At 35.5% G+C, this 23,392-nt stretch carries 24 protein-coding genes and 1 pseudogene; 13 read left to right on the forward strand and 12 right to left on the reverse strand.

Annotated features, from left to right (window positions below; all coding sequences use genetic code 11):
• Nucleotides 1-31 precede the first annotated feature (31 nt).
• From B4A24_RS03790 to B4A24_RS03810, 5 genes are all read left to right on the forward strand, one after another.
• Nucleotides 32-889 (forward strand): helix-turn-helix domain-containing protein, encoded by an 858-nt coding sequence (locus B4A24_RS03790; protein ID WP_293942774.1) that lies wholly within the window; start codon nt 32-34, stop codon nt 887-889.
• A gap of 97 nt (nt 890-986) precedes the next feature.
• The gene (locus B4A24_RS03795; RefSeq protein WP_293942776.1) at nt 987-1,352 is read left to right on the forward strand and encodes a hypothetical protein; all 366 of its coding nucleotides are present in this window, start codon (nt 987-989) and stop codon (nt 1,350-1,352) included.
• A gap of 63 nt (nt 1,353-1,415) precedes the next feature.
• Nucleotides 1,416-1,787 carry a hypothetical protein gene (locus B4A24_RS03800; RefSeq protein ID WP_293942778.1) on the forward strand — a complete coding sequence of 124 codons (372 nt, stop codon included), beginning with the start codon at nt 1,416-1,418 and terminating at the stop codon, nt 1,785-1,787.
• A gap of 457 nt (nt 1,788-2,244) precedes the next feature.
• The gene (locus B4A24_RS03805; protein ID WP_293942780.1) at nt 2,245-3,588 is read left to right on the forward strand and encodes a hypothetical protein; all 1,344 of its coding nucleotides are present in this window, start codon (nt 2,245-2,247) and stop codon (nt 3,586-3,588) included.
• Nucleotides 3,578-4,072, forward strand: a complete 495-nt coding sequence (locus tag B4A24_RS03810; RefSeq protein ID WP_293942782.1) for a hypothetical protein — start codon at nt 3,578-3,580, stop codon at nt 4,070-4,072. Before B4A24_RS03805 ends, B4A24_RS03810 begins: the two co-directional genes overlap by 11 nt.
• A 93-nt stretch (nt 4,073-4,165) precedes the next feature.
• On the opposite strand, the gene B4A24_RS03815 is transcribed toward B4A24_RS03810, so the two are convergent.
• Entirely contained in the window at nt 4,166-5,890 is a 1,725-nt protein-coding gene (locus tag B4A24_RS03815) for a hypothetical protein (protein ID WP_293942784.1), read from the reverse strand.
• 47 nt (nt 5,891-5,937) lie between these two features.
• A complete protein-coding gene (locus tag B4A24_RS03820) occupies nt 5,938-6,177 on the reverse strand; it encodes a hypothetical protein (protein WP_293942786.1) in 240 nt (79 codons plus the stop codon).
• A 363-nt stretch (nt 6,178-6,540) separates the two neighbouring features.
• Here B4A24_RS03820 and B4A24_RS03825 point away from each other — a divergent pair, with 363 nt between their 5' ends.
• The 7 genes and pseudogenes from B4A24_RS03825 (at nt 6,541) to B4A24_RS03855 (ending at nt 16,326) form a co-directional block, all read left to right on the forward strand.
• The gene (locus B4A24_RS03825) at nt 6,541-7,779 is read left to right on the forward strand and encodes an exonuclease SbcCD subunit D (RefSeq protein ID WP_293942788.1); all 1,239 of its coding nucleotides are present in this window, start codon (nt 6,541-6,543) and stop codon (nt 7,777-7,779) included.
• 1 nt (nt 7,780) lies between these two features.
• Complete coding sequence (locus B4A24_RS03830; protein WP_293942790.1) at nt 7,781-11,515, forward strand: AAA family ATPase; 3,735 nt, start codon at nt 7,781-7,783, stop codon at nt 11,513-11,515.
• A 32-nt stretch (nt 11,516-11,547) separates the two neighbouring features.
• Complete coding sequence (locus B4A24_RS03835) at nt 11,548-11,841, forward strand: hypothetical protein (protein WP_293942792.1); 294 nt, start codon at nt 11,548-11,550, stop codon at nt 11,839-11,841.
• Nucleotides 11,842-11,853: 12 nt separating this feature from the next.
• The gene (locus B4A24_RS03840) at nt 11,854-12,072 is read left to right on the forward strand and encodes a hypothetical protein (RefSeq protein WP_293942794.1); all 219 of its coding nucleotides are present in this window, start codon (nt 11,854-11,856) and stop codon (nt 12,070-12,072) included.
• Between the two features lie 136 nt (nt 12,073-12,208).
• Nucleotides 12,209-12,742 carry a hypothetical protein gene (locus B4A24_RS03845; protein ID WP_293942795.1) on the forward strand — a complete coding sequence of 178 codons (534 nt, stop codon included), beginning with the start codon at nt 12,209-12,211 and terminating at the stop codon, nt 12,740-12,742.
• A gap of 28 nt (nt 12,743-12,770) precedes the next feature.
• Entirely contained in the window at nt 12,771-15,062 is a 2,292-nt protein-coding gene (locus tag B4A24_RS03850; protein ID WP_293942797.1) for an AAA family ATPase, read from the forward strand.
• A 123-nt stretch (nt 15,063-15,185) separates the two neighbouring features.
• Nucleotides 15,186-16,326 (forward strand): annotated as a pseudogene (locus B4A24_RS03855) (IS3 family transposase).
• A gap of 81 nt (nt 16,327-16,407) precedes the next feature.
• On the opposite strand, the gene B4A24_RS03860 reads toward B4A24_RS03855, so the two are convergent.
• The 10 genes from B4A24_RS03860 to B4A24_RS03905 all read right to left on the reverse strand — a co-directional run bounded on the left by B4A24_RS03860 (nt 16,408) and on the right by B4A24_RS03905 (nt 22,511).
• Nucleotides 16,408-17,271, reverse strand: coding sequence for a restriction endonuclease (locus B4A24_RS03860; RefSeq protein WP_293942799.1), 864 nt, complete (start codon nt 17,269-17,271; stop codon nt 16,408-16,410).
• Nucleotides 17,272-17,573: 302 nt separating this feature from the next.
• Nucleotides 17,574-17,861: a hypothetical protein gene (locus tag B4A24_RS03865; RefSeq protein ID WP_293942801.1), complete on the reverse strand. Its 288-nt coding sequence runs from the start codon at nt 17,859-17,861 to the stop codon at nt 17,574-17,576.
• 112 nt (nt 17,862-17,973) lie between these two features.
• Nucleotides 17,974-18,300 carry a hypothetical protein gene (locus B4A24_RS03870; RefSeq protein ID WP_293942803.1) on the reverse strand — a complete coding sequence of 109 codons (327 nt, stop codon included), beginning with the start codon at nt 18,298-18,300 and terminating at the stop codon, nt 17,974-17,976.
• A 126-nt stretch (nt 18,301-18,426) separates the two neighbouring features.
• Nucleotides 18,427-18,702 carry a DUF7710 domain-containing protein gene (locus B4A24_RS03875; protein ID WP_293942805.1) on the reverse strand — a complete coding sequence of 92 codons (276 nt, stop codon included), beginning with the start codon at nt 18,700-18,702 and terminating at the stop codon, nt 18,427-18,429.
• Between the two features lie 20 nt (nt 18,703-18,722).
• Nucleotides 18,723-19,508, reverse strand: a complete 786-nt coding sequence (locus tag B4A24_RS03880; protein ID WP_293942807.1) for a hypothetical protein — start codon at nt 19,506-19,508, stop codon at nt 18,723-18,725.
• The gene (locus B4A24_RS03885) at nt 19,480-19,743 is read right to left on the reverse strand and encodes a heavy metal-binding domain-containing protein (RefSeq protein WP_293942808.1); all 264 of its coding nucleotides are present in this window, start codon (nt 19,741-19,743) and stop codon (nt 19,480-19,482) included. Before B4A24_RS03885 ends, B4A24_RS03880 begins: the two co-directional genes overlap by 29 nt.
• A gap of 263 nt (nt 19,744-20,006) precedes the next feature.
• A complete protein-coding gene (locus tag B4A24_RS03890; protein WP_293942810.1) occupies nt 20,007-20,525 on the reverse strand; it encodes a hypothetical protein in 519 nt (172 codons plus the stop codon).
• A 69-nt stretch (nt 20,526-20,594) separates the two neighbouring features.
• Nucleotides 20,595-21,116 carry a hypothetical protein gene (locus tag B4A24_RS03895; RefSeq protein WP_293942812.1) on the reverse strand — a complete coding sequence of 174 codons (522 nt, stop codon included), beginning with the start codon at nt 21,114-21,116 and terminating at the stop codon, nt 20,595-20,597.
• Between the two features lie 149 nt (nt 21,117-21,265).
• Nucleotides 21,266-21,610 carry a hypothetical protein gene (locus B4A24_RS03900; protein ID WP_293942814.1) on the reverse strand — a complete coding sequence of 115 codons (345 nt, stop codon included), beginning with the start codon at nt 21,608-21,610 and terminating at the stop codon, nt 21,266-21,268.
• Nucleotides 21,611-21,890: 280 nt separating this feature from the next.
• On the reverse strand, nt 21,891-22,511 hold the full coding sequence (locus tag B4A24_RS03905; protein ID WP_293942816.1) for a hypothetical protein: 621 nt from the start codon (nt 22,509-22,511) through the stop codon (nt 21,891-21,893).
• 192 nt (nt 22,512-22,703) lie between these two features.
• Between B4A24_RS03905 and B4A24_RS03910 the strand changes: the two genes are divergently transcribed.
• Nucleotides 22,704-23,381, forward strand: coding sequence for an SMI1/KNR4 family protein (locus B4A24_RS03910; RefSeq protein ID WP_293942818.1), 678 nt, complete (start codon nt 22,704-22,706; stop codon nt 23,379-23,381).
• Nucleotides 23,382-23,392: the final 11 nt, after the last annotated feature.

A 23,392-nucleotide genomic window follows, 5' to 3' on the forward strand; every position in this document is an offset into this window, starting at 1 on the left:
TATTTTTTCACAAACCGCCATAAATTAATATATGGCAAAGGATATCAATATTATCATTGGAAAAAATCTCAAAATAGCTAGAGAAAAACTACTGTTTAGTCGAAAAGAAATGGCTAATAAGTCGGGAATCAACCGAGGATCAATAGAACGAATTGAGAAGGCTCATAAATACTTTAATATAGACGAGCAGACGAAATATATAAAATTTATCGGTATAGAAAAGGATGTTTTGTGCAGGCCTTCTTTTAATTTAACATGGAGAGAGCTAACTGTAATTTTGAAAAAAAATCATCCCGAAAGCCCTTCTATTTGTGATATTTCAGACAAGGAGACAAAACCTCAAAAAGTAATTATGCAAAGAGCTCTTCCGGAAAAGCTACTTGAAGAGCCCGTAACTGCTGCGGAATTAACGGCGCTAATTTCCACAAATTTCAAAATAAATATTGAAGCAAATAAAGTGCAGAATTCTCTAAATTCTTTGGTAAATATTGGACTACTAGTCAAGACCCAAACATCCCCTATAAAATATAAGCGCTCGGATAAAAAGTTTCCAGAAGAAATAGATCCGCTTTTCGAACTGGTGTCGAAATTAGAGCAAATATTTGAACTAATCCAACTAAACTTAGTGAATGAAGATAAGATTAAAGTCAATCCATCCTTTCGAAAAATGGCTTTAATGTTAGAATATCTAAATGAAGGTGAAAAAACAAGGGGCGATCTATTTCGGAAAGTAGGAATGGTCAATGATACTAATAATGTTGTGAGAACAGTAAATATATTAGAAAAAATGGAGCTGATAAGAAAGACGAAAAAAGCCACTAAGAGTAGTCTTCAAAGCTATATATTAACATATACTGGAGCTGATATTTTGAAAGAAGTGGGAATGTAGTATTACATCGTAATCGCTCTTGGTTTGGTTCCGCTGAAGAAGGTTATTCGAATCCAAATTGTTTAAACAAGTCAGAGAAAGTTGTATCTTAAGTATTATGTATAAGTTATCATTAATCATTTTTTTTATTGTCTGTTGTTTAAATAACAGTACAGCACAATCTGATGTTAGCATTCAAACCGAGCTACAAACGACCTTTTCCTATGCGTATATTCAGGTGGAGGGAAAACTCCTGTCGAGAAAACTAAAGGTGAAAGTTGACTTAGGGGATTCAGATGAGCAGATTAAAGAAGGCCAAAAGTTGTCTGACACCCTGACCAATAAAAAATCGTATGCTGCCGTATTGAATTATATGTCTAAGATCGGTTATGAATTAGTGAATACGTTCGATTTAACACGAAGCAGTGATGGATCGGGCGGAACTTCTGGTATTATTTACGTCATGAAAAAAGCTGAGGATTAATTTTTATTGATTGCAAGATCAATATGGTATAATTAAGAATTGTCTCAATTAAATAAGCCATAAATGAATTGGTTGTACGTTTTTAAACATTGGGGAAGCACTTTATTACTTGGTGCCATTCTTTTTATTCTAACAGAGGGATTAGGGGCGGAAGAAGGAATTGTGTTTACGCTCATACTATCGGCTGCGAGTTTAGCCTTCTCTATACCTACCCTAATTATTTATATTTTAGTCTTCTATTGGCTTAAGAAATATAATAGAACTAACAAAAAATGGGTAAGGCTAATTTTGGTTTCTACCACAATTCTTGGCATTGGTATAACACTTTGCTTATTGTACTCGATCGGAATTATTCAGCCTTTAATCTGCTATTCAATTGCCGCAATTGTTTCCAGTTACTTTTTTGAGCTAGAAAAAGGAAATTTGGAAAATTGATCAACATATTTTAGTCTAACGGTTTTTAGCGTAACTTTTTATATATTAGTTTTCTCTAGCACAGACGTTATCTTCACTGCAGAGACAAACCATTCTATGGCAAAAATAACAGACATTAATTAAGGTGACTTGTTATAGCATTCGAAGCCGCTGACAATAAATTTAAAGTATTGCTTTGTACGAGTACTCGCAAGGACAAAAGCCCAAAATATTTTACTTTCGCGGCATTGCCCCACGACAGTTTCGACAAGCCGACGACTTCAATCATTAATAATATCGAATTCTTTGGAATAGGAAATAGAAAAAATGCTTCATTTCAATTAAATTCTGTTCAGTAATTTTATACATAAACACTTTTGTGTAGTATTTATTAAATAACATCAATAAAATATAAAAATTTATATCTTCGAACAAAATCACGTTAAAGCTCATGTAAAAAAAAAGACTGTTGATAATTATGAATAAAATATTCAAATTTTTAATTTTATTGTTTTTTATAACTAGTTGTAGAAAACAACATAATATCGTTAATGAAGACGCGGGTAAAAATGTTATCGAATTTTTGCGAGCAGATTTTAAGAAACAGACTGGCTATCATGATATAGACTCCAATTTCGTAAATTCAAATTTTAAATCTGTTATTGATTGGAAAACATATCGCCAAATATCAGAAGATACAATTTATGTGAAAGTTAGTGTCCTAAATCGCGTTGAAGCATTATTGGACTCATCCAAGATAGATATTAAAGATAATGTATGGATCAAGGCGGTCAGATCTGATCAAAAATGGTTTTACAAAGTCCTAACCTTTATTAAAGGTGATAAACAGAAACCATATTCGGGAGCGATAGCTTCCCAATCTTTGATGGATCGAGAAACGATCATTTCATTTTTCTTATATGATGAAATATTAGGAAGGGATAGTAAAGGAAATAAGTTAAAAGCAGGTTTTCCACCAATGAGGATACCTAATTGTATTCCGGGCTACGTGGATGGAACTTTAAATACCGTAGTATGTTCAGGTAGCGGAGGTGATGATCCGGGCTCATATGAAGATTGGCTTAGTGGCTCTCCTGGGGATTATCACAATGTTAATCCGGGAGGATCTGCTGGTGGTGGAGGGACAAATAACAACACAGTTGCTAATTTCAATAATAGAATTGATGATACAAAACTTCCAGATTGTATGAAGGGTGTAGTGGATGCGCTAAAAAAGCTTAATGGAAATTCAGTAGCGGATATTATAAATAAATTTGCTGGAACAGTACCGGGATATAATATTAAATTCATTATGGAAGAAGGTGAAGATCCTTTACAAGTTGCAGGAACTAAACCAAAAATGGTTAATGGTGAAATGATAATCGGTTTTAATAGTAATAGATTAACAATTCAAAATGCGACGGATCTAGCGGTAGCGACATCCGTTTTACATGAATCGATACACGCTTATCTTTCTGCGTTTTACACAAATGACAAAGATGCAGCAAAACTAACGTATCCTCAGTTATTTGAAAAATATTCGAAAGCAAAGGCTTTGTCTAACCCGATTCAACATGAGGAAATTGCAAAAAATTTCATTAAAGATCTCTCGCTCTCTTTAAAAGATTATGGAAAGTTAAAAGGATATAAATTTGATGATCAGGTTTATGATGATATGGCTTGGAAAGGACTTTTAGAAACTGATACTTTCAAAAATCTTCCTTTGATTGATAGAAATAGAATTACTGATAGAATAATGGCTGAACAATATGGTACTAAAGAAAAAGAAGTTGCACAAAAAGGGACTCGTCTTGGATGTTAAACTATTATCGTTATTTTTATTAGTTGGATGTTCAACCGTAAAAAATAGCGACGACTGGGTTGAGATAGATCGCAATAATTGTAGTAGTTTCAAACAACATGGAAAGGGACTGCTTAAGGATGGGGATACTCCGATAGTAAATGGAAAAGTTAAGTTTTGTTATAATAACAAAATTGTTCCAAATGCAACAGTTATATTCATTGATTCTGAGAAAGATACTGTTGGAATTGTTACCACTAACGTAGAAGGTATGTTCTCGAAAACATTTTCTTCGGATGGATTGTTATTTGGGAAAATTGTTATTAAAGCTGAAGGAACAGAAATGACGGTGAATGATGTTTACATTGGCCCAAATTTTAAGAACTATTATTTTGATATCGGATTACCAAGGCTTCCAAATTATATTGAAAATGAGATTCCTAAAAAAAATAAAAAATATTGGAGGAAGGAGATTGAAAAGGTAAATAAGGTTCACGCTCCTTAATTGCAAGCGATCCCACTCACGAAATCCTCTAATTTTCAAGTAAGTACAAGCGAAACAGGGAAATATTAAAAATAATACTCCAACTTTTATTCATTATTTCCTACTATATTTCCTAAAAGCTGATATTGTCTGGAAGATGCCGTATCCCATAAAAATAATACCAAATAGCCTAGCTATATCAGTTAAGAAATTTGAATTTTCGGCATATCCCACTAATTGTAGCTTGGGATAAGTGGCTATATAACGAATGTACTCCGCCGGCCAGTTTAAATCACAAAAAGCAAAAATGTTTAAGGAGGCTTGATATGCGACAAAGGATATCATACCTGCAATTAAAGTAAAGAATACGCCTAACAACCAATTTCTTCCATGCCAATTGGAAACCTCGTTTAATAATAATAACATCCTGTCGGCTTCATTACTTTTAGTCCTGCGTAGGTAATTTAGCTCTAAAGATCGGTACTCGACGGATTTATCAGTATCTCCATTGCGCTCAGCTAACAATCTGAATTGATTGTAGGCAAACTTAGCATTTATATTAAAGTCTCGTTCGTCCTCTAGACTGGGTAGTATATTAAGGTTCTCGGAGTAATTAACTAATCTTGCAGGATAATGAAATAGCTTCATGCCTAATATATTTGTATTGATAAACTGTATATGTCTAAACGTTTTAAGGTCAAAAAAATGAAAGTTGATGTTATCTAGAATGGAATCTTTTGCCGTTAAATAATTCGTATCTCTATTGGCTTTTATAAAGTTTAGTGAAGCAGTCTTTGAATCTATAAAATTGATCTTACCGTGATTAACGAATGTTTCAAATTCTAATGCATTGATTCCGGACCCCTTAACCGTGATATTAGAAAAATTTGTACCCAAAAAGCTCAAATTAACATTGATAATTTCAATAAGTATATCGCCAGAATTTTTTTCCCCAATAACAAAAGTAGTTGGAGTGATATGTATATCCTTGTATACAGAGGATATTAACAATGGTTGGTCGAATTTACACTCCTCAACGTAAAGCGCTAGTGGCCTAGGAATTTCTAGGCTTATCTTTTTAATTGTTGTACAGCTATTTAAATGTACTTCTCCTATTTTATTATCTTCAAAATAATCTTCATCACCACGCTCTAAATAATTTGTAAGTTGACTTATACCGCAGCCAGTAAGTTCTAACTTACCAATGGGTGATTCATACAATCCATTAAATTGAACAGTGTTTATTTCATTAAAAGTAACTTTATCCAATTCGTTATTGTCCCTGATAATGAAAGCTAATTGTCTAGTTTCGTTAATTAAGAAATTCTTTAATACATTGTTTTTTACTTCAACTTCAATATCCCGCTCAACAATTGAAATATTCGTATTTTTAATATTACTATCCTGGAGGTATATGTATATTTCTTCAAGATTTTTTCCGGACCCTCCTTCCCTGTTGAAAAGTTTCAGCGCCTTAGTATGTAAACGGTAACAATTAAAACGAGTAAATCTACAATAGGAATTTAATGACATGGAAACCTTAACGGTATTTAGATATATCTGCTCAATTTGTGATCCCCTTCCAAATGACAAGACATTCTCAAACTTCGTATTTCTAATATCTAGAGAAAGTATTTTGCAATGCTCTAATCTGAAATAAAGATTAAATGTACAATTTTCAATAATCAGTACATCACATGTTAAATTGTATATTCTTGCTTTTTGGCCAAAGTCAAGATCTTTTATAATAACTGTTTTTCGGTGACTACTGTCTAATTCAAAAAATTTCTTTGGGGCTTCGCTTGATACTAAAAAGGGTTCATTAACTTCTTCTGACATCTTATAAAAAATTTCCTTAAGTATTGAGATATTTATTTTTCACAATTTTAGCTGGGGATGTTATATTCAAATTTCCCCCACTCAGATTTTAAATCGTCATTAGATGGTAATTCATTTGGTTTGTTAAAGTTCCATTTATTTAACACCCTTTCGATAAATTTGTCAGCCGTATCCAGATCATAAAAAGTTGCCACAACCTTAGCTTTATGCTTGTAAGTACCACATTTAAACTTTGAAGCTTCGATCGTTGCGTGATTAAGCGAATACAATACTTTGATTTCTCTCATTTGAAAATAGGTTTGTTCGTCGAAGATAATTAAAATGCTCGATACTGTAAAATGAAACCTCACTTCTAGTTATTGAGCTAGATTTTGCGAGTTTCCGAAAATATTTATTTCTTCAATCTATTGAGTCGAATATGGTTTCCCGTAAAAGATTGAAAATTATACATTGTAATTTTCAGTATTAATTGAAAAAAGTCTTTCATGGAATATTTTAGTAAAAACTTGAAAAATTGTGTTTAAAACATTTATATTTTAAATTACAATTATTATATTGTAATAATATATTATTAAGCTATAACACCTTTTTTACATCGTCGTACAGACGATTTCAAGAGGAAAATTTATGAATTAGCCATTTATTTGAAAATGAAATTTCTCCATACTGCAGACTGGCATATTGGCCAATTATTTCACGAATATGATCGCACCTATGAACATCAGCAATTCTTAGATTGGCTGGTTGAAACGTTGCATCATGAAAAAATTGATGTGCTGCTTATTAGCGGAGACGTGTTTGATATATCAAATCCGTCAGCTCAGTCGATCAGAATGTTTTACACCTTCTTGAATCAAGCTACTTCTAAAAAGCCAGATCTACAAATTATCATTACTGCCGGAAATCATGACTCTGCATCACGCCTTGAGGCGCCAAAGCCTTTACTCCTATCTTCAAAAATTCACATTGTTGGATTGGTTGAGAAAGATGCGGAAGGAAAAATTGATTTTGAAAAATTGATTGTACCAATATATGATCAAGCTGGAACAATCAAGATATACTGCCTCGCCGTACCATTCCTCCGTATGGGCGATTATCCAACTATATCTGACTGCTCAAACCCTTATACAGAAGGTGTAACAGCGCTTTACAGAGAGTTATTTGACTATGTGCAGGAAAAAATAGAAGATGATCAAATCATCATAGCTCTGGGGCATTTACATACGCACAATGCTGAAATAACTGAACTAGATAAAACAGAAAGGCCGATCATGGGTGGTGTCGAATGTATTCCAGCGACTGCTTTCCATGAAGATATAAAGTACGTTGCTCTTGGACATATTCATAAGGCACAAAAGATTGGTGGCAAAGATCATGTGCGTTATGCTGGCAGTCCCCTGCCTATGTCTTTCTCAGAAATTAATTACAAGCACCAAGTCGTCGTCTTTGATCTCGACGACGAGATGCATAACCTAAGATCGATCGAGATACCACTGTTTGTACCGCTGCTAAGAGTTCCGCTAAAACATCAACCTTTACATGATGTCATCGCTTTGCTTGAACAACTACCTCCTTCTTATGAAGCTAACAAAGCTACAATACCTTATCTTGAAGTTCGTGTATTTTTAGAAGGTCCTGAGCCGGCATTGCGCCATAAGGTAGAGGTGGCATTGCGGCAGAAGAAAGTGAGACTTGCGAAAATTGATGTGAAGTATCCTGACTCCAAAACGGTGCAACATCAACTCATCGCTCCCGAGCAGTTGCAGGAACTAAAGCCGCTTGATGTATTTGGAAAAATATATCAAACGAGATATAACAGTGCCGTACCCGAAGAGATCCTACATCTTTTTCAACAAGTAGAGGAAGAAGTCAATCAAACAGCCGAGTAGAATGAAGATATTAGCAATAAGAATTAAAAACCTAGCTTCCCTAGAGGGAGTGACAGAAATCGACTTTACTTCCGAGCCATTATCATCCGCTGGCATATTTGCCATTACGGGAGCTACTGGTGCTGGAAAATCTACGATATTAGATGCCTTGTGCCTTGCTCTTTACGGAAAAACACCGCGGTATCTGCAAGCGAAAGAATCTGGTATCGAAATTAGAGATGTCGAAGGCAGTACGCTCAATCAGGGCGATGTACGTAGCATTTTGCGTGATGGTACGGCGGATGGCTTTGCTGAGGTTGATTTTGTTGGTATTGATGAACAATATCATCGTGCTACCTGGAGTGTAAGGCGTGCGAGAAATAAAGCTGATGGTAGCATGCAATCTGATGCTGTGACGTTGAAAAATATAACTACGAATATTGATTTTCCAGCGAAAAAAGCAGAAACGTTAAGTGAAATTGCAAGGTTAGTAGGTTTAAATTTCGACCAGTTTACCCGGTCTGTGTTACTAGCTCAAGGCGATTTTACAGCTTTTATGAAGGCTGACAAAGGTGAAAAAGCTTCCTTGCTTGAAAAGTTGACTGGCACTCATATATATTCGGAAATTTCGAAAAAGATTTATGAAAAATACAGAGCTGAAGAAGTCCTGTTGCGTGACCTTAACCTTCGTAAAGAAGGAATCATCACGCTCGCCGAAGAAGAATTGAAGGCGTTGTCGGATGAACAGGAGACACTGGAAATCAAGATCAAAGGTTTGGAAAAAGAAATTGAAAAACTTACTACTGAAATCGGCTGGTACGAACAGCTCGCTAAACTACAAATCAATTATGATCTAGCGTACACAGCATTAGATGTTGCTACGGAGGTTCAAAGCTCTGCCTTTCCACGTAAACAAAAACTGAAAACTGTTGAGCAAGCACAGCAAACCAAAAGCTGGGCAGATGCCTTGAAACATGCTCAACAGCAGCATGCTGACAAAACAACAGCCCTCGCACAAATAAAAGCAAACATATCGGTCCTACAGGAGGATAAAGAAAAGCTCGAAAAGCATTTGGAGGTGGGCGAAACCAATCTTTCAGAAAAAAACAAGGTACTAACCGATGCCCTTCCCCTATTGGAGCACGCTAGGGAACTAGATACGTTGCTGGCAGAGAAAAAACAACAGGTAGAAAAACTTAAAGAGGAAGCTGAAAATTCTGCTGAAGCTAATAATCAGCAACAGATACTACTAAAGTCTAAACAAGAGGAGTTTGCAAACCTTGCTGATCAAATAAAAGATATCACCGACTGGAAAGCAGAAAACAAAGACCGCAGCCCGATTGCGGAAAATAAAGACCTCATCTTGTCGAAACTACAAGATGCGCAGCAGTTTTTGGAAATTTTGCAGCAATCGTCCGCTACGTTGGCACAAATACAGGATAAATTTGATAAAGACGAAGCCGAGAGGTCGACAATAGAATCTGATTGGAAGCAACAGGCAGATCGCCTAGAAATTTTAAAGAAAAGCAATGATTTGCTTATCAAAGAGTTGCAATTAACACCTATGGAAACTTTAGGCCAAGATAAATCCGAAATAGACCGACAGGTTGAATACACTATAAAAGCACAGGCGCATTGGCAACTGTTTTATGGTGCATTTACGGAATTGGAAGCACTAAACCAAAAACAGGTAAATGATAAGTCTGATCTTCAAACAAAACAGGAATCTTTACAAAATTTAGCCCAGCAGCTGCCGTTGGAAAAGGTACAACGCGATACGGCGCAGCAGCTTTTGCAGCAAGCACGTTTGGCATCGACCGAAAACGTAGAAACATTGCGGGCGGCTTTAGTGGATGACGAGCCTTGCCCTGTTTGCGGAAGCGAAAGTCACCCTTATGTGCTTCATAATCCGCAATTGGAAAATGTATTGGTGCAACTCGAAAAATCCTTCGAGGAACAAGACCAGAGCTATCACGCGAGCAATAACCTCTACATAGCCCTCGAACAGGAAAGTAAGATGCTACAGCAGAATATTGAACGCCAAGGTGAAGAAATTACAGCAAGGCAAGAAGCATTAGTCTCTAAAAAGCAAATTTGGGAACAATTTGATATTGCCGAGCTAAGTAAGACTATAGCCAATGCTGAAAAAGCAGCTTGGATTGAAGAAAAATTACAGGATCTTAAAATCAAACAGGGCGATCTGCAAGCGCAAATACAAGCTTACACGGAGAAAAAGCAACAAATAGAAGTTGGTAAAACACAAATAGACCAACTGAAAGAAAAGACCGATAGCCTTGCCAATCAACTTAAAGACATTGAAAACCAGCTTGCTGTTTACAAAGAACAGCAAAACAGCCATACGAGAGATCGTGATAAGGCAACACGTGATTTAGACAGTGTTGAACGGCTGCTCTCCCCCTATTTCACCGCTCCAGAATGGATGAAAAATTTGAAAGCTTCACCCCTAGCATTCGTTCAGCGTATTGAAATCTTTGCCCGCGATTGGAAAGAAAGAAGCGAACGGATGGATCAATATACCCGTCAACATGCAGCACTCGAAGCCACAATAAGCCAACTGGAACACCAAGCTAAAAGTCTTGCTTCAGATGTTAGCAAAAAAACAGAAGCTCATATTGCGGAAAATAAACTGTATTTAGCGTTATATCAGGAACGCTATTCGATATTTGGAGGTCAATCTGCAAGCGAAACGGAGACCAAGCTAAAGCAAGCAATAAACGATGCTCAGCAGCAACTCGATCAGCTTAAAATAACCAGAGAACAACTCAATATCAACAGCACCAAAGCCCAAACCCAATACGATGAATTGGCGACTTCATTAACAGCGTTACAAGCCGACGCTCAAAAAGCATTGGAAAAAATGCAGGGGTGGCTTGACGATTTCAATTCAAAGAACAGTCAATCGTTAACCATGGAGACTCTCCATGATTTATTGTCATTGAGCAACGATTGGATGGCTACAGAACGTGGGGAATTGCAAACGATGGACGAGGAAGTAACAAAAGCGAGTAGCGTTCTTTCGGAACGAAAACATGCTTTAGACACCCACAAAGAAAATAGTATATCCGACCGACCAGTTGAGGAACTCATAGATCTCAATGCTGTTGTAAAATCGGCGCTGGAAACCAATAAACAAAAAAAAGCGGAAAACAGCTTCCGCCTACAACAAGATGCTGTGTATAAACAGAATATTGGTGACTTGCTGAAACGTATAGCGGCGCAAGAAGCTATCAAAGATAACTGGAGCAAACTGAATGAAATTATCGGTTCGGCCGACGGTAAAAAATTCCGTCAGATTGCCCAAGAATACACGCTCGATGTGCTATTGGGCTATGCCAACATTCATTTGCAAGCACTGACCAACCGGTACAAAATCGAACGGATACCTCTTTCACTGGCTCTTCAGGTAGTAGATCAGGATATGGGCGATGAAGTGCGCACGGTCTATTCCCTTTCGGGCGGCGAATCGTTTCTCGTCTCACTTGCGTTGGCTTTAGGCCTTGCTTCTTTGTCATCTAGCCGTATGAAAGTGGAATCTTTATTTATTGACGAAGGCTTTGGTTCGTTAGACCCTAATACACTTAATATCGCTATGGATGCTCTTGAACGCCTCCACAATCAGGGACGTAAAGTGGGTGTCATCTCTCACGTGCAGGAAATGACCGAGAGGATCCGTGTACAGATCAAAGTGAGCAAGCAGCAGAGTGGGAAGAGTATGGTGGACGTTTTGGGAATGTAATACTAGAACAACTAAATTTTAAACATAAAAATATGAAACAGACTATTATCGATGCAATCAAAGGTCAAAACTTACTAGAATTTTCTTATAATGGACATCAAAGAGTAGTTGAACCACACACTTTTGGAGTTTCTACCAAAAGGAATGATTCCCTTTCGGCATATAAGGTTGGAGGAACAAGTGATAAGGGAGTCGTTCCCGATTGGAAATTATTTACTATTTCAAAAATAGTAAACCTTGAAAAATCAGATGAAACCTTTACAGGTACAAGAAGTGGCTATACAAAAAATGATAGCAGGATGTCTAAAATTTATGCAGAACTCTAAACCTTTAAAAACATGGAAAAATATAGAAACACAGGAAGAGACTCAGGGGTATCAGCCTATGAAATAGGAGCTGAATACATTAAAGTAAAATTTTCAGGAACATCACGCACTTATACTTATAGTTACAGAAAAGCTGGAAGTAGCCACGTCGAGCATATGAAAGCATTAGCTAGAAGTGGCAGCGGTTTGAATAGTTACATAAACCGGAATGTGAAAAATTTATACGATTAAAACGCAGGTATTATGCCTTTGTGCGTACCCGTTATGGGTCGAACTATTGGCTAAAAGCCCTCGCTACAATGTGGATTATACGCTATGATCCCTCACGCAAAAAGTATACATTAACAATCAGTTATAATAAACCATAATGATAAATAACGGTATGGCAAAATTCAATTTTTTAAATCTTGACCAAAATGTAAGGTCAATAATGTTATCAGAAATCAATACCGACATTGAAACCGATAACTTGTATTTTAGCGACCGCCTAAATGACACAGGTAAAGAGAACTATACTAATTTTCTAATTGATTCTGTTAAAAACAGCGACGAAGAAGAATTTGAAATGCTTTTAGACTTTGCAACCCACTTTAATCCTACATCACTAAGGCAAGGCAAAATCGTAAAGACACCATCGAATGCATCAACTATTTTATGTCAAAGTGAATTTAATCGATACTATATTAGAGCGGTTTGTGTACATGCTATGGCCAATGACATTAATGAAGTAGAAATATATAGGGCTAGAGAATCAAGCTGGTCGAGACCAGGATCTGAGGCAAAGATTGGTAATAAAATTTCCGCTCAAGATTTATTGGATGATTTGAGATCTTCAGTAGGAGTTGAACCAAAATTGATGCCCGAAGTAAACTCAGGATTGAGTGTCAAAATATCCTTATAATATCATCTACTACTTTAATTAGTTAATTATGATCAAAAAAATAGATCACATTCGAGGGTTTGGAATATACAAAAACTTTGTATGGTCATCTGGCGGTACTTTAAAAGATTTTACAAGTAAAAATATCTTTTATGGATGGAACTACTCTGGAAAGACGACGTTATCCAGACTATTCAGTTCACTAAAAAATAAGGCTATACATGAAGATTTTGCCGAAGGAAGCAGTTTCAAAATAAGCTCTGACGGGGGTAATTATCAACAAGATACAATTAATACTTATGGTAGAAATGTAGAAGTATTTAACTCTGATTATGTTAAGGAAAATCTTAAGTGGGAATTCGACGACGATATCAATGCCATTTCTTTTGAAGTTGGAGAGAGTATTGACATTCGTGAAAAGATAGACAACAATTTAGCCGAAATAGCTGCGATTCAAGGCACAGAAGACGTTATTGGTAAAAAGGCAGGGCATGAAGAAATGGTCAACCAATACAACCAATTTGAAAGCCTTTATACAAATGAAGCTAAACGAATAAAAAATGATGTTTTTATTAGTCTTATTGAATTTAACAAAGGGCATTTAAAAAGAATAAAAGATCAAATTATTACAGATATCAATGCAGCAATAATTTCGGACAAAGAAGAGCTAAAACGTTTACAGAATGTAGTGAAGATAGAAAGTCCAAAAGAAGAATTGGATCTTATAGCGTTCGAAAATACTTTAAAAGATACTTATGATCTATCCAAAAATCTTTTATCCGAAACACCTTCAAAAACTCAAATAATTGAGGTATTAGAAAAAAATCATGCACACTATACTTGGGCGAAGCAAGGTCTAGAGATACATGAAAAAGGTGATGAATGCAAATTTTGTGGAAATCCAGTAACGGAGGAGCGTCTAACTGAGCTAACAAAATATTTTAACAATCAGGCATCCATACTTCGGGAAAAAACGCAAAAAGCAAAACAGATTATTTATCAAGAAATCGAAAAGCTCAATGCCATTAATTTTCCCTTAAGTGCAAATGATTTCAACAACGGTTTTCAAAGTAAATATGACAATCTACTTGGTGCTGCAAAAAAAGAAATCGACAAAAGTATAGCTATGTTGAATCTACTTTTAAAAGACCTATCTAAAAAAGAAGAAAACAGTATTTATCTTCCAATATCTACATTAGCAATAAATGAATCTGGAAGCCTACAAACGTCTATAGATAATCTAAATACATTAATAGATGAAAATAATGAGTTTAGCAAAAGTTTTGATAGTATGATAAATGTCGAACGACTTAAATATCAAAAACACTTAGTTGCAGAATTCTTAAAAGCTAAAAAGTACCTTACGGCTAAATCGAATAAAGAAAAAGCTGAGAAAGAAATTGAAATACTAAATGCTCATATTTTAAAACTTCAAAATGAGAACGTTAAACTAAATGCAGAAATTAATAGTATTTCAAAAGGTTGTGATCAACTGAACACCTTTATTCAAAGCTTCTTAAATAGGAACGATATTAAAATTGAGGTAAATCCAGAAACAAGCAAATTCAATTTGAAAAGAGGTAGTAAACTAGCAAAAAATCTCAGCGATGGCGAAAAAACAGCGATTGCTTTTTCTCATTTCTTAGTGTTAATATACAGTCTAGAGGAAAAAGGTCAATTAAAGGACACTATTGTTTATATCGATGATCCAATATCCAGTTTAGATAGCAACCATGTTTTCCAAATTAATGCTCTTTTAAAAGATACCTTCTGCCGGTATGTTCCTAGTGCAAATAACCCTTCACAATCTGAATGGACAATTGCCTGCAAGCAACTTTTCATCTCTACCCATAATTATGAATTTTTCGGTTTATTAAAGGAACTTCCGCCAACTGGTAAGAACAAGGAGTCTAGATATTTTATTTCAAGAAGAAATGATGAATCTTTTATATCCACACTTCCTTTATCGTTTGATAAATATTCGTCAGAATATCACTACCTGTTCGGAGAGATATATCAATTTATCAACGAACCTGATCGCACAGCATCTCATCGGCTTCTGGCAATGCCAAATATTTTTAGAAGGTTTTTAGAACTCTACACATTATCAAAATATCCTAGTTACGAAGAAGTTGATAAACGTGCCGATAAAATATTTGGACCGCTTGTTTCAAAAAGAATACTAAAAGTACTTCATTATTTTAGTCACTTGAACAGTATAGAAAGGATTTCTAAACAAAGTGATTTTATATCTGATATTGAAATTGCAACAACAGAATTAATAGATTATATTAAGACTAGCGATACATTGCACTATGACGCTTTGAAAGCTTCAGTTTAACTTATTTTTAAATAATAAAAATACTAGCATACAGCGACAAAGAAAAATGGAGCGATTCTGGTAATGACCTCTTCCCACAAAACAGTACATTTTAAAAGTTGAGAATTCGGGTGTGAATTACTAATTTTAAATAGTAGGAAAAACCATGAAAAGATCAAGTTTACCGAGGCACAGATCGCCTTCGCGCTACGTCAGTCCGAGACCGGTACCCGTGTGGAAGAGATATGTCGGCAAATGGGAGTCTCCCAGGCAACATTTTCAATTGGAAGAAAAAATACCGCGGTCTGGGCGCTCCAGAGTTGCGCAAACTGCGGCAGCTGGAAGAGGAGAACGCCCAGCTAAAAAAGCTGGTCGCTGATTTAAGTTTGGACAAACAGATGTTACAGGATGTGATAAAAAAAAAGTTGTGAAACCGGCTTACAAAAAAGAAATGGCATATTGGATGGTTAGCAATTATCAGATATCAACCCAACGGGCCTGTCGATGTATATGCCTTGCCAGGTCGATGTACTATTATATCCATTACCGACATCGGCAAGATAGTTTGCTAAAAATGCGGATGAATGAAATAGCCCACACACGTATTCGTTACGGCTTTAAGCGTATATTCGTTCTGCTTCGACGGGAAGGTTTCACCGATAACCATAAACGTGTTTACCATATTTATAAGGCTTGCGGAATAAACCTACGTGCCAAGCGGCCAAAACGAAGCCGTAGTGCTGCTCATCGGTTAGACCGACTGCAGACTACAGTTATAAACCGAGTATGGAGCATGGATTTCTTACAGGATGCGTTGTTTAACGGCGAACGTTTTCGCATCTTAGCTATAGTGGATAATTGTATTAAAATCTGCCACGGACTACTGGTGGGAAAGTCTTTAAAAGGTGCCGATGTAGTAAATGAACTGACCAAAGCCTGCCTAATGGAAGGATGTTTCCCTGAAAGAATTCAGTGTGACAATGGCAGTGAGTTTATATCAAAAGATGTAGATAGGTGGGCTTACGAAAATCAGGTAACACTGGATTTCTCCAGACCCGGAAAACCTACTGACAACCCATATGTTGAGTCTTTCAATGGCAAATTCAGAGACGAATGTTTGTCAGTAAATTGGTTTCTGTCACTTGAAGATGCAAGGCACAAGATTGAGAATTTCAGGTGGGAATACAATCATTACAGGCCGCACAGCGCACTAAATGATTTAACTCACAAAGAATTTGTTAACTTACAACTCACAAAGCCCGAAACTCCACTTTTGACTGTCTGAACAGGAGGTCAATTTCTTAAAAAATGTTGTTCAAAAATTATATCCTAATAATAATTAATTCCAAAAGGCTATTTCACTTCATCAAATATTATCATCATTTTCACGATCACTCCAGATCAACCCACTCTTAGATAATGACAACCGTCTTTTATCAAAAAGTTCTTCCATGATCATCCACACCTGATCCGTCAATGTAAAATATTTTTTGGTGCTTAGATCATCTATCGTTAGAAATCCAGTAACAGAAAACTTTTCGATGGCTAGTACACCGTTTTCAACATCCAGGAATAATTTTCTATCCGTTAAATAATCAAGTGTAATATTCTTTAGAACCTCTCTCCTATTGGTAACCTCAGAAGCGAATTTTAAAAGATATGGTTGTAAGTTAACTTCTCTTCCACAAGCATCACGAAGTTTAAATAAATAGGCCGCACCTATCAAAGGATCAAATTGAATAGTTTTATCTCCAAAGGTTATACTGGTTATATTAGCACAAGTGCGTGTAATGTTTAGACGAATATCCAGAGTTCCCAACTCTATGTCCTTTTTGTAATCCGTATCACTTTCTCCGGCTTCCCAAAGCTTAACTAGCTTTATACCCTTATGCTCCGCATACATGATGGTATCTTTGGTAAATCCTGATTTGCATACAATTATTCCTTTTTCTATCCCCAAATCAAGCATAGTTTCAGATAGTTTCATCACAATATCCTTATTGGCTTTCTCCTTACAGTATTTACATTCAATCGCAGTGCGTATGCTTTTCTTACCATCAAATTGCTCAGTCAAGACATCAATCTGATGCGTTACACCAGATTTACCGCTCAACTTACATGTATTACCGTAACCTAAGATCTTGATGCCATATTGTGCACCGAGGGACTCATATACGTATTTAGTAATGGCCTCGTAGTCTTGCCAGTTTATTTTGGATGTCTCGGACATAGCTATTTTTTTGTACTAAAATAAAAATAGCAAATCCAAAGAATAATTTGAACTCGCAGTAAATCGCAAAGTCTGAAGTATATACCAGAACAAGTTCGTAGATAAACATCAGGCAGCGATTTCCGTATATGAATACATAAAGGTAGGGTACAACGGAATAACACCGTAGGACAGTGGAAAGATTTCAGGATATTGAAAAGCTCACCGAAAGTGAAAAGGATCACGTATTTGCACCGTTTGACGCATTCCTCGCCAAAAGCAAGATGCAGGCGATACTCAAATAAAACAACAACGCCCAATCTTTATAGGATTGAGGGTTTTATCTTAAAAGTACCACTCGGTTCTTTTCTATAAGCAAAAAAGCCGGGCTCCATATCAGAAAGAGACAACAGCTCCCCATCTATGTTCAATATCTCTTCCATGGAAATAACTGTATAGTCCGATTCTTCAACCGCTCTGTCACTAATAAATTCCCACATTCCATCCTCTAGATGATGATACACCCTAGTTATTTGATCCGTCTTATTCAAAACAAATGATGTTGTCAAAACTGCCTCGTTGGCATCAGAAAAATAGTTAATTAACTCCATTCTTCATTGAACACTTTAAAATTTTTACCTTGTACAAATTTCGCTCTTAGGCTAATTTCACTTAAATTCATTAGACCTACTATTTATTTGGAAGTGAGATATAGTTATTTCCCTATGCATCATGAATCGCATAATTATAGAGTAATTTTGCTAGTTCTTCATTAGAAAGGAATCTGTTTTGATTATTATTTGCCTCTTCAATGGCATCTAAGAAATAATAAAAATCAAATAAATTATGGTAATTTATTCCATTATCTGAATATTCTATACTCCCTCCAGTTTTCTCGATTTCAAAATATCTCAATTCATTATGAATATCCAATGGGATTTCCATAAAAATCTCAATCACTTCAGATTCCTCATGTAATGACTGCAGATGGCAGAATTCTTTGAACGAACCACCATCCCTAAAAAAATCAATTAATTCTAAAAGCTTCATCTAACGCTGCTATTTTATGTTAAATTTAGACAAATCTTAAAACACGTGGCAAAGCATTTGTATTGCGAATACCGGAAATAATTGGTCAATCCACCAAAGCAGGATGTATTCAAAACTACATGAAGATTAATTATCTTTAGCACCATTTTCATAATGATAATGATCTTGACTTGCGGAAGTAAATTGTTGGATAAAATTAGCTTCCATTTGAGCTTGTTTTTTCACACTGAAAAAATCATTAAATAATGCCCAGTCGTACACCCCTTCATCAATTGGATATGCTGTTAAAACTCCTGATAACTTATGTCTGTTTATCCATATTTCTGCCTTTTCAATTGAAGTAAAAACTCCACTTGAAAACCGCCCCCCTTCTCCATGAAAAACCCAAATTGTATCTAACATATTGCTTATTTTTTTAAAAATTACCCTGGGAATCTAGTATGGAGGACTGTCCGATCTGGAAAGTTTTCAATCTGCTCAAAATCTTCTATTTTTCTACAATTATTAAAAATAACCTTTTCGATGAACTCACACTGGTTTACCTCCTTGACAGATTGTAAGTTTCTTCCATAGTCGATGTGCAATGTTCTTAGATTTTTGAGCTTCTCGATGCCTTCCAAACTTTGCACATTAGTATGATGGACGAATATTTCTTCCACATTTGGGAATGCATTCACGATCGATTTAATGGATTTGCTTGTAGGATTGAAATACCATAATGTAATATACTTTACAGAATTACTGTGATTTTCGAATTTAACGCTCTTATTAAAATCCAAAATATGGATTTCCTCTAGCATACTATATTTGCTTAAATCGATGGTTCCCTTTGTCGATTTTCCACTGCAGTAGAGTTGTCTTACCTCCAGTAAGTTCTTAGGCAGCTCAATATCCAGTAAGGATTCTGAGAAGCTAATTTTTTGAAACTGAAGGCGCTTCAATTGTTCAAGCAAACGATCATCAAAAACCTTATCCTTATAACGATCTATTATTAATGTTTTTAAATTTCTTTTATCGAACGGCAAGCTTACATCATACAATTCAGCAAGATACTCATTATAGCCTGGAGGATCATTACGTCGTAGGTATTTTTCAAATTCATTCCAGTTTTCTGGTTTATAACGCTCCACGATAGCCATCACATCTTCTAAGTTGCTGATTGATAAATACTCTTCTCCTTTAAATTGACAAAGAAATAACTGGTGCATCTTTTAATGTTGTATTGGCTCTAAACTTACCAAATTTCCATTGAAATAAGTGTGATGGCTTAAACATTTCCTGCATCTTCTTCTCGTAGCTGGTAGAGCGACGGTTAAAGAAATCTAGATAGCTCGCTGCTATATCGCTAAAGATATTGGTCCCGATGACAACATTGGCCGCTATTGGATCATTATATCGTGAAATCTCCCTCCCTTCGATGGAATTGGTAGTGGTTACTATCATGGCATGCTATCTTCCAAGCGGGCAAGGTTAATACCCAAGCCTAATATACATTATTTATTTTGAATTAACATGTTTGTGAATATTAACTATCTAGATTATTACACACTTTGTAAGGCTAAGGTATGGGTTTGAAAGTAGGGTTGGTTACGGGAAACCGTAAGAAAACGAGAAGGGACGTTTATCCCAAATAAAAGGATAAAAAGTTAAAAAAAACTTCTTTATAACATTTAAAGGAGGCAGTTTGGCTAGATCTCCATTTTGATCTAAAAATAACCTTTATTAAACTCACAAATTTTAATTGTGCTCAATATTTCATTTTGTAAAAAATGTTCAATACTATTTGCCTTTAAACGATCCTTTTTGATAAGTTTAAACATGATGGTACCATAATTCAGCTTAGAAAACTCTATCCTTAATTTCTCAATTTCTAATCTATGCACCTGCTCGCCATTCTCTAAGAAATTATGCAAAAGCAATAATTTCTGACATAAAAAGTATACTTTATCGTCTTCCAAAATAACATCTCTCTTGAAGGAAGATAATAATGAATCTTTAATTTTATCGCACAAAGACTCTTCACCAATAAAAATCAAATTATTCAATTTTTTAACATCTAGTCCCAAATTATCAATGAGATAATTTGCAACTTTTTTAGGAGAAATTTGGCTTCGATAAAAATCCCTCAGATTATCAAGAGGTTCCCACCTACTTCTGTCCAAAGAAAGGTCAATTTGATGCAAATAGGCATATAAAAATACTACAAACGAATAGTTAATTTTCATCTTTCTAATTCTTATATATTTACAATTTCCGCCAATTCTTATTAAAACTGACTTAGTTCCTTGTATATATTATTCCTTTTTTTTCATTGTCTTAAAAATAAACAGCAATTTGTCCAGATCTTTAGTTGATTTTGCACTGCCAAACATGTGAATCATTTCATTCCACCCCTCTCCGCTTTTACTATAGATTATGCTTTGAATTGAATAGTCTCCATTACAGTTATAGATGGTCCAGCTTACATCTTGATCAAATATTTCATTTTTCAGATGCTCGGTTTCGCAACTTTTGCTTTTAGCTGGAAATTGGCTAGGATGATTACCGAAATATAGGCCTCCCGAAAAACCAGTATGATTTGTAGTGTCAGCAGGATTAAAATAGTAAACGGAAAAATCTTCTCCATTGGTTTCACCTATAGGATAATCTGTGGGTAAAGAAATAGAATACTTACTTTCCCCTAATTGCCTTTCTTCCAATGATTTTATAAAAGTGCTGTCTGCCGAGTCATGTACAGATTTATGATCATTATCTTGTTCACAGCTGGGCAATGTTAATGTCGTCAGTAGGACAATCATTGTTAATTGTATCTTCATATCTTGGTTATCTATATTAGGATTGGTAGCTCTATATTTTATACTTCGTAACCGCTAGATAAGCATATGACTCACTTTACCTGAAATTTCGTCCATATCTATACTAAACTCTATAATAACATAAGCACAAACTGCCTAAGCTTTTATAGTCAAAAGTAGAAGTAAGCACCTGTTTTCCTTATTCTCGCTTCTTGGAACAAATAAATCAATTTTTCTAGTAGTTTTCTGGCGACTTCGTCATTCACATTTATAGCATTTAGGTAGTTCAAGCCCATCTCAAGCAGTCTTTCGTCAGTGATCGACTCGTCTTCAAAATCTTCAATGCTGCATCCTAGAATTTCATTTAAGTTAGAAAAAATACCGTAGCAATTTAATGAATTAAATTGATCCTCTGTCAAAACCAATTCAATTAAGTCAATATCTGTAGCCTTATCATAATCCAATAATTTTTCTGCTTCTTTATCTTTTGGAGTAACTATATAACGTTTTTTCATTCGTTCTACTTTTATGCTTCTAAGTAATTGAAATGGGCGACTGTCCCACATTGGATTATTGCCGGCTCCCGAATTTAGAGATTCTTTACATTATATAAGAATCTATCTCAGATGCGATCTCAACTAAAAGATCCTCATCAATATTTGGTGGATCTATTGCTTCAAGACCATTGCCAGTGCCGCCGAAAATTACCTCCATTCTATTAATGTGAGTAATAAAGAAAAGACCGTCGCCTTTGTTGAAGGGATGGTTGGATGAACTTTACTCAGGATAGTACACTTACCCAATAGGAACAAAGAACGTTTCAGGTTCATAATCATCGTCTATCATTACATAACCTTTTAAATAAAAAAGATACCCTATCGTATTTTTTATATGGGTTGATTTCAAAAAAATTGGTTTGATCAAAAGTCTTTCCGTTTTATCTTCCCTTTCTAAAAATTTGGTAACCAAATAGTTCAAAGATTTAACACTGTCTAAAAGAATATCCTGATCAGGTTGAAAAATCCCATCCTCTCCAACTATTTTTTTAATGGTATATTCTTTTTGTGGTTGAGTTAGTATCGCCCTAAAACTAGTACTTAAATTGCTCTTTTTTTCGTCCCTTTCCTTAAAATAGTTTTTAAACCACATAACAGGTCCCTTAAATAGTTTGCCGCTTGTGGTTTTCCCAAATACTATAATGGTTGATATGCGTTCAAAAAACATGTCATTGTCCTGGCTCAAAACATAGTCTTCAACATTGATTTTTTTTCCATAGCTTCTTTCAATATTTTTAACTGTTTTTACGCCGACATCTTCTTTGTTTTGTGATTTATGGATAACGTGTTCTCTTTTTTGTCCGTTTCTACAAGCAATAAAGAGCAGTACGATAATTACGGTTGTAATAACTTTAATCACTTTTCTTTGTTATTAGATTTATAAAACAAGTTTGGTGGACGAATAACTCTCAAATATACGCAATTCACCAAATTAGAAAATAGATTCAATTGAAAATGCTAAAAGAGAGAGTTAAATTTATCCACCAATCCAAAAACTTTTTTTAATATTAGATGCAAAGTGATACTTTTAAAGCGATGAAACTGACTGCACATGACCGACAAGATCGAACAATTTTTTAATGCGTATTTGACCAGAGATGTAAGTTCCGTTTACACAGAAGATGTTCCAAAAGAAATGATGGCATCTGAGGTAAACGAAGATGGGTGGTATGAATGGAAACTTATCCCCGGATCATTAACTGATGATGATTATAAAAAGCTCGAATCAGAATTTGGTGCTTCGTTGCCTGTTAGCTTTATTGAATGGCATAAGCGTCATTTCTTTGCTGAGTGTGACTGTTCAATAGCCAGACTCCCTCACTCCTTGCCTTCCCAACCGCTAGCGGAAATAATATCCAATCTTGACTGGTACATCGCTGAACAACTCATCCCCCTTGGCCTGATTCCGTTTGCAAGTGAAGGTAATGATGCTGGACCACTGGTATTTGATACGAGAGGCTCCGTCGAAACAAACGATTATCCGATCAGAGTGTACGATCATGAATATGATGGCGAGCTCGAAGGATTGAGCGAAATTATTTTCTCATCATTCAGCAGGATGTTGGCATGCTTAACCCATTTCCTTAACGAAACTAAAACAAGAAAACATTTTGAAGTGATTGCTGACTTTTATACAATCGACCCAGATGGAGCTGGATCTACTGGTCGATTATATTGGGATGGTTGGATAGAAATGGGCCGGGCCAACTTTGAAGAATTTGGATATTAAAGTCAAAATCC

Source organism: Sphingobacterium sp. UBA7249 (assembly GCF_002472835.1).
Classification (GTDB): domain Bacteria; phylum Bacteroidota; class Bacteroidia; order Sphingobacteriales; family Sphingobacteriaceae; genus Sphingobacterium; species Sphingobacterium prati.

Excerpts from the sequence above, each read along its gene's own strand:
- B4A24_RS03890 (WP_293942810.1), bottom strand. The coding sequence starts at position 20,525 with ATGAAAATTAACTATTCGTTTGTAGTATTTTTATATGCCTATTTGCAT.
- B4A24_RS03845 (WP_293942795.1), top strand. The coding sequence starts at position 12,209 with ATGATAAATAACGGTATGGCAAAATTCAATTTTTTAAATCTTGACCAA.
- B4A24_RS03865 (WP_293942801.1), bottom strand. The coding sequence starts at position 17,861 with ATGGAGTTAATTAACTATTTTTCTGATGCCAACGAGGCAGTTTTGACA.
- B4A24_RS03840 (WP_293942794.1), top strand. The coding sequence starts at position 11,854 with ATGGAAAAATATAGAAACACAGGAAGAGACTCAGGGGTATCAGCCTAT.
- B4A24_RS03875 (WP_293942805.1), bottom strand. The coding sequence starts at position 18,702 with ATGTTAGATACAATTTGGGTTTTTCATGGAGAAGGGGGGCGGTTTTCA.
- B4A24_RS03895 (WP_293942812.1), bottom strand. The coding sequence starts at position 21,116 with ATGAAGATACAATTAACAATGATTGTCCTACTGACGACATTAACATTG.
- B4A24_RS03860 (WP_293942799.1), bottom strand. The coding sequence starts at position 17,271 with ATGTCCGAGACATCCAAAATAAACTGGCAAGACTACGAGGCCATTACT.
- B4A24_RS03900 (WP_293942814.1), bottom strand. The coding sequence starts at position 21,610 with ATGAAAAAACGTTATATAGTTACTCCAAAAGATAAAGAAGCAGAAAAA.
- B4A24_RS03830 (WP_293942790.1), top strand. The coding sequence starts at position 7,781 with ATGAAGATATTAGCAATAAGAATTAAAAACCTAGCTTCCCTAGAGGGA.
- B4A24_RS03880 (WP_293942807.1), bottom strand. The coding sequence starts at position 19,508 with ATGCACCAGTTATTTCTTTGTCAATTTAAAGGAGAAGAGTATTTATCA.
- B4A24_RS03835 (WP_293942792.1), top strand. The coding sequence starts at position 11,548 with ATGAAACAGACTATTATCGATGCAATCAAAGGTCAAAACTTACTAGAA.
- B4A24_RS03815 (WP_293942784.1), bottom strand. The coding sequence starts at position 5,890 with ATGTCAGAAGAAGTTAATGAACCCTTTTTAGTATCAAGCGAAGCCCCA.
- B4A24_RS03910 (WP_293942818.1), top strand. The coding sequence starts at position 22,704 with ATGACCGACAAGATCGAACAATTTTTTAATGCGTATTTGACCAGAGAT.
- B4A24_RS03820 (WP_293942786.1), bottom strand. The coding sequence starts at position 6,177 with ATGAGAGAAATCAAAGTATTGTATTCGCTTAATCACGCAACGATCGAA.
- B4A24_RS03850 (WP_293942797.1), top strand. The coding sequence starts at position 12,771 with ATGATCAAAAAAATAGATCACATTCGAGGGTTTGGAATATACAAAAAC.
- B4A24_RS03790 (WP_293942774.1), top strand. The coding sequence starts at position 32 with ATGGCAAAGGATATCAATATTATCATTGGAAAAAATCTCAAAATAGCT.
- B4A24_RS03805 (WP_293942780.1), top strand. The coding sequence starts at position 2,245 with ATGAATAAAATATTCAAATTTTTAATTTTATTGTTTTTTATAACTAGT.
- B4A24_RS03885 (WP_293942808.1), bottom strand. The coding sequence starts at position 19,743 with ATGATAGTAACCACTACCAATTCCATCGAAGGGAGGGAGATTTCACGA.
- B4A24_RS03825 (WP_293942788.1), top strand. The coding sequence starts at position 6,541 with ATGAAATTTCTCCATACTGCAGACTGGCATATTGGCCAATTATTTCAC.
- B4A24_RS03870 (WP_293942803.1), bottom strand. The coding sequence starts at position 18,300 with ATGAAGCTTTTAGAATTAATTGATTTTTTTAGGGATGGTGGTTCGTTC.
- B4A24_RS03800 (WP_293942778.1), top strand. The coding sequence starts at position 1,416 with ATGAATTGGTTGTACGTTTTTAAACATTGGGGAAGCACTTTATTACTT.
- B4A24_RS03795 (WP_293942776.1), top strand. The coding sequence starts at position 987 with ATGTATAAGTTATCATTAATCATTTTTTTTATTGTCTGTTGTTTAAAT.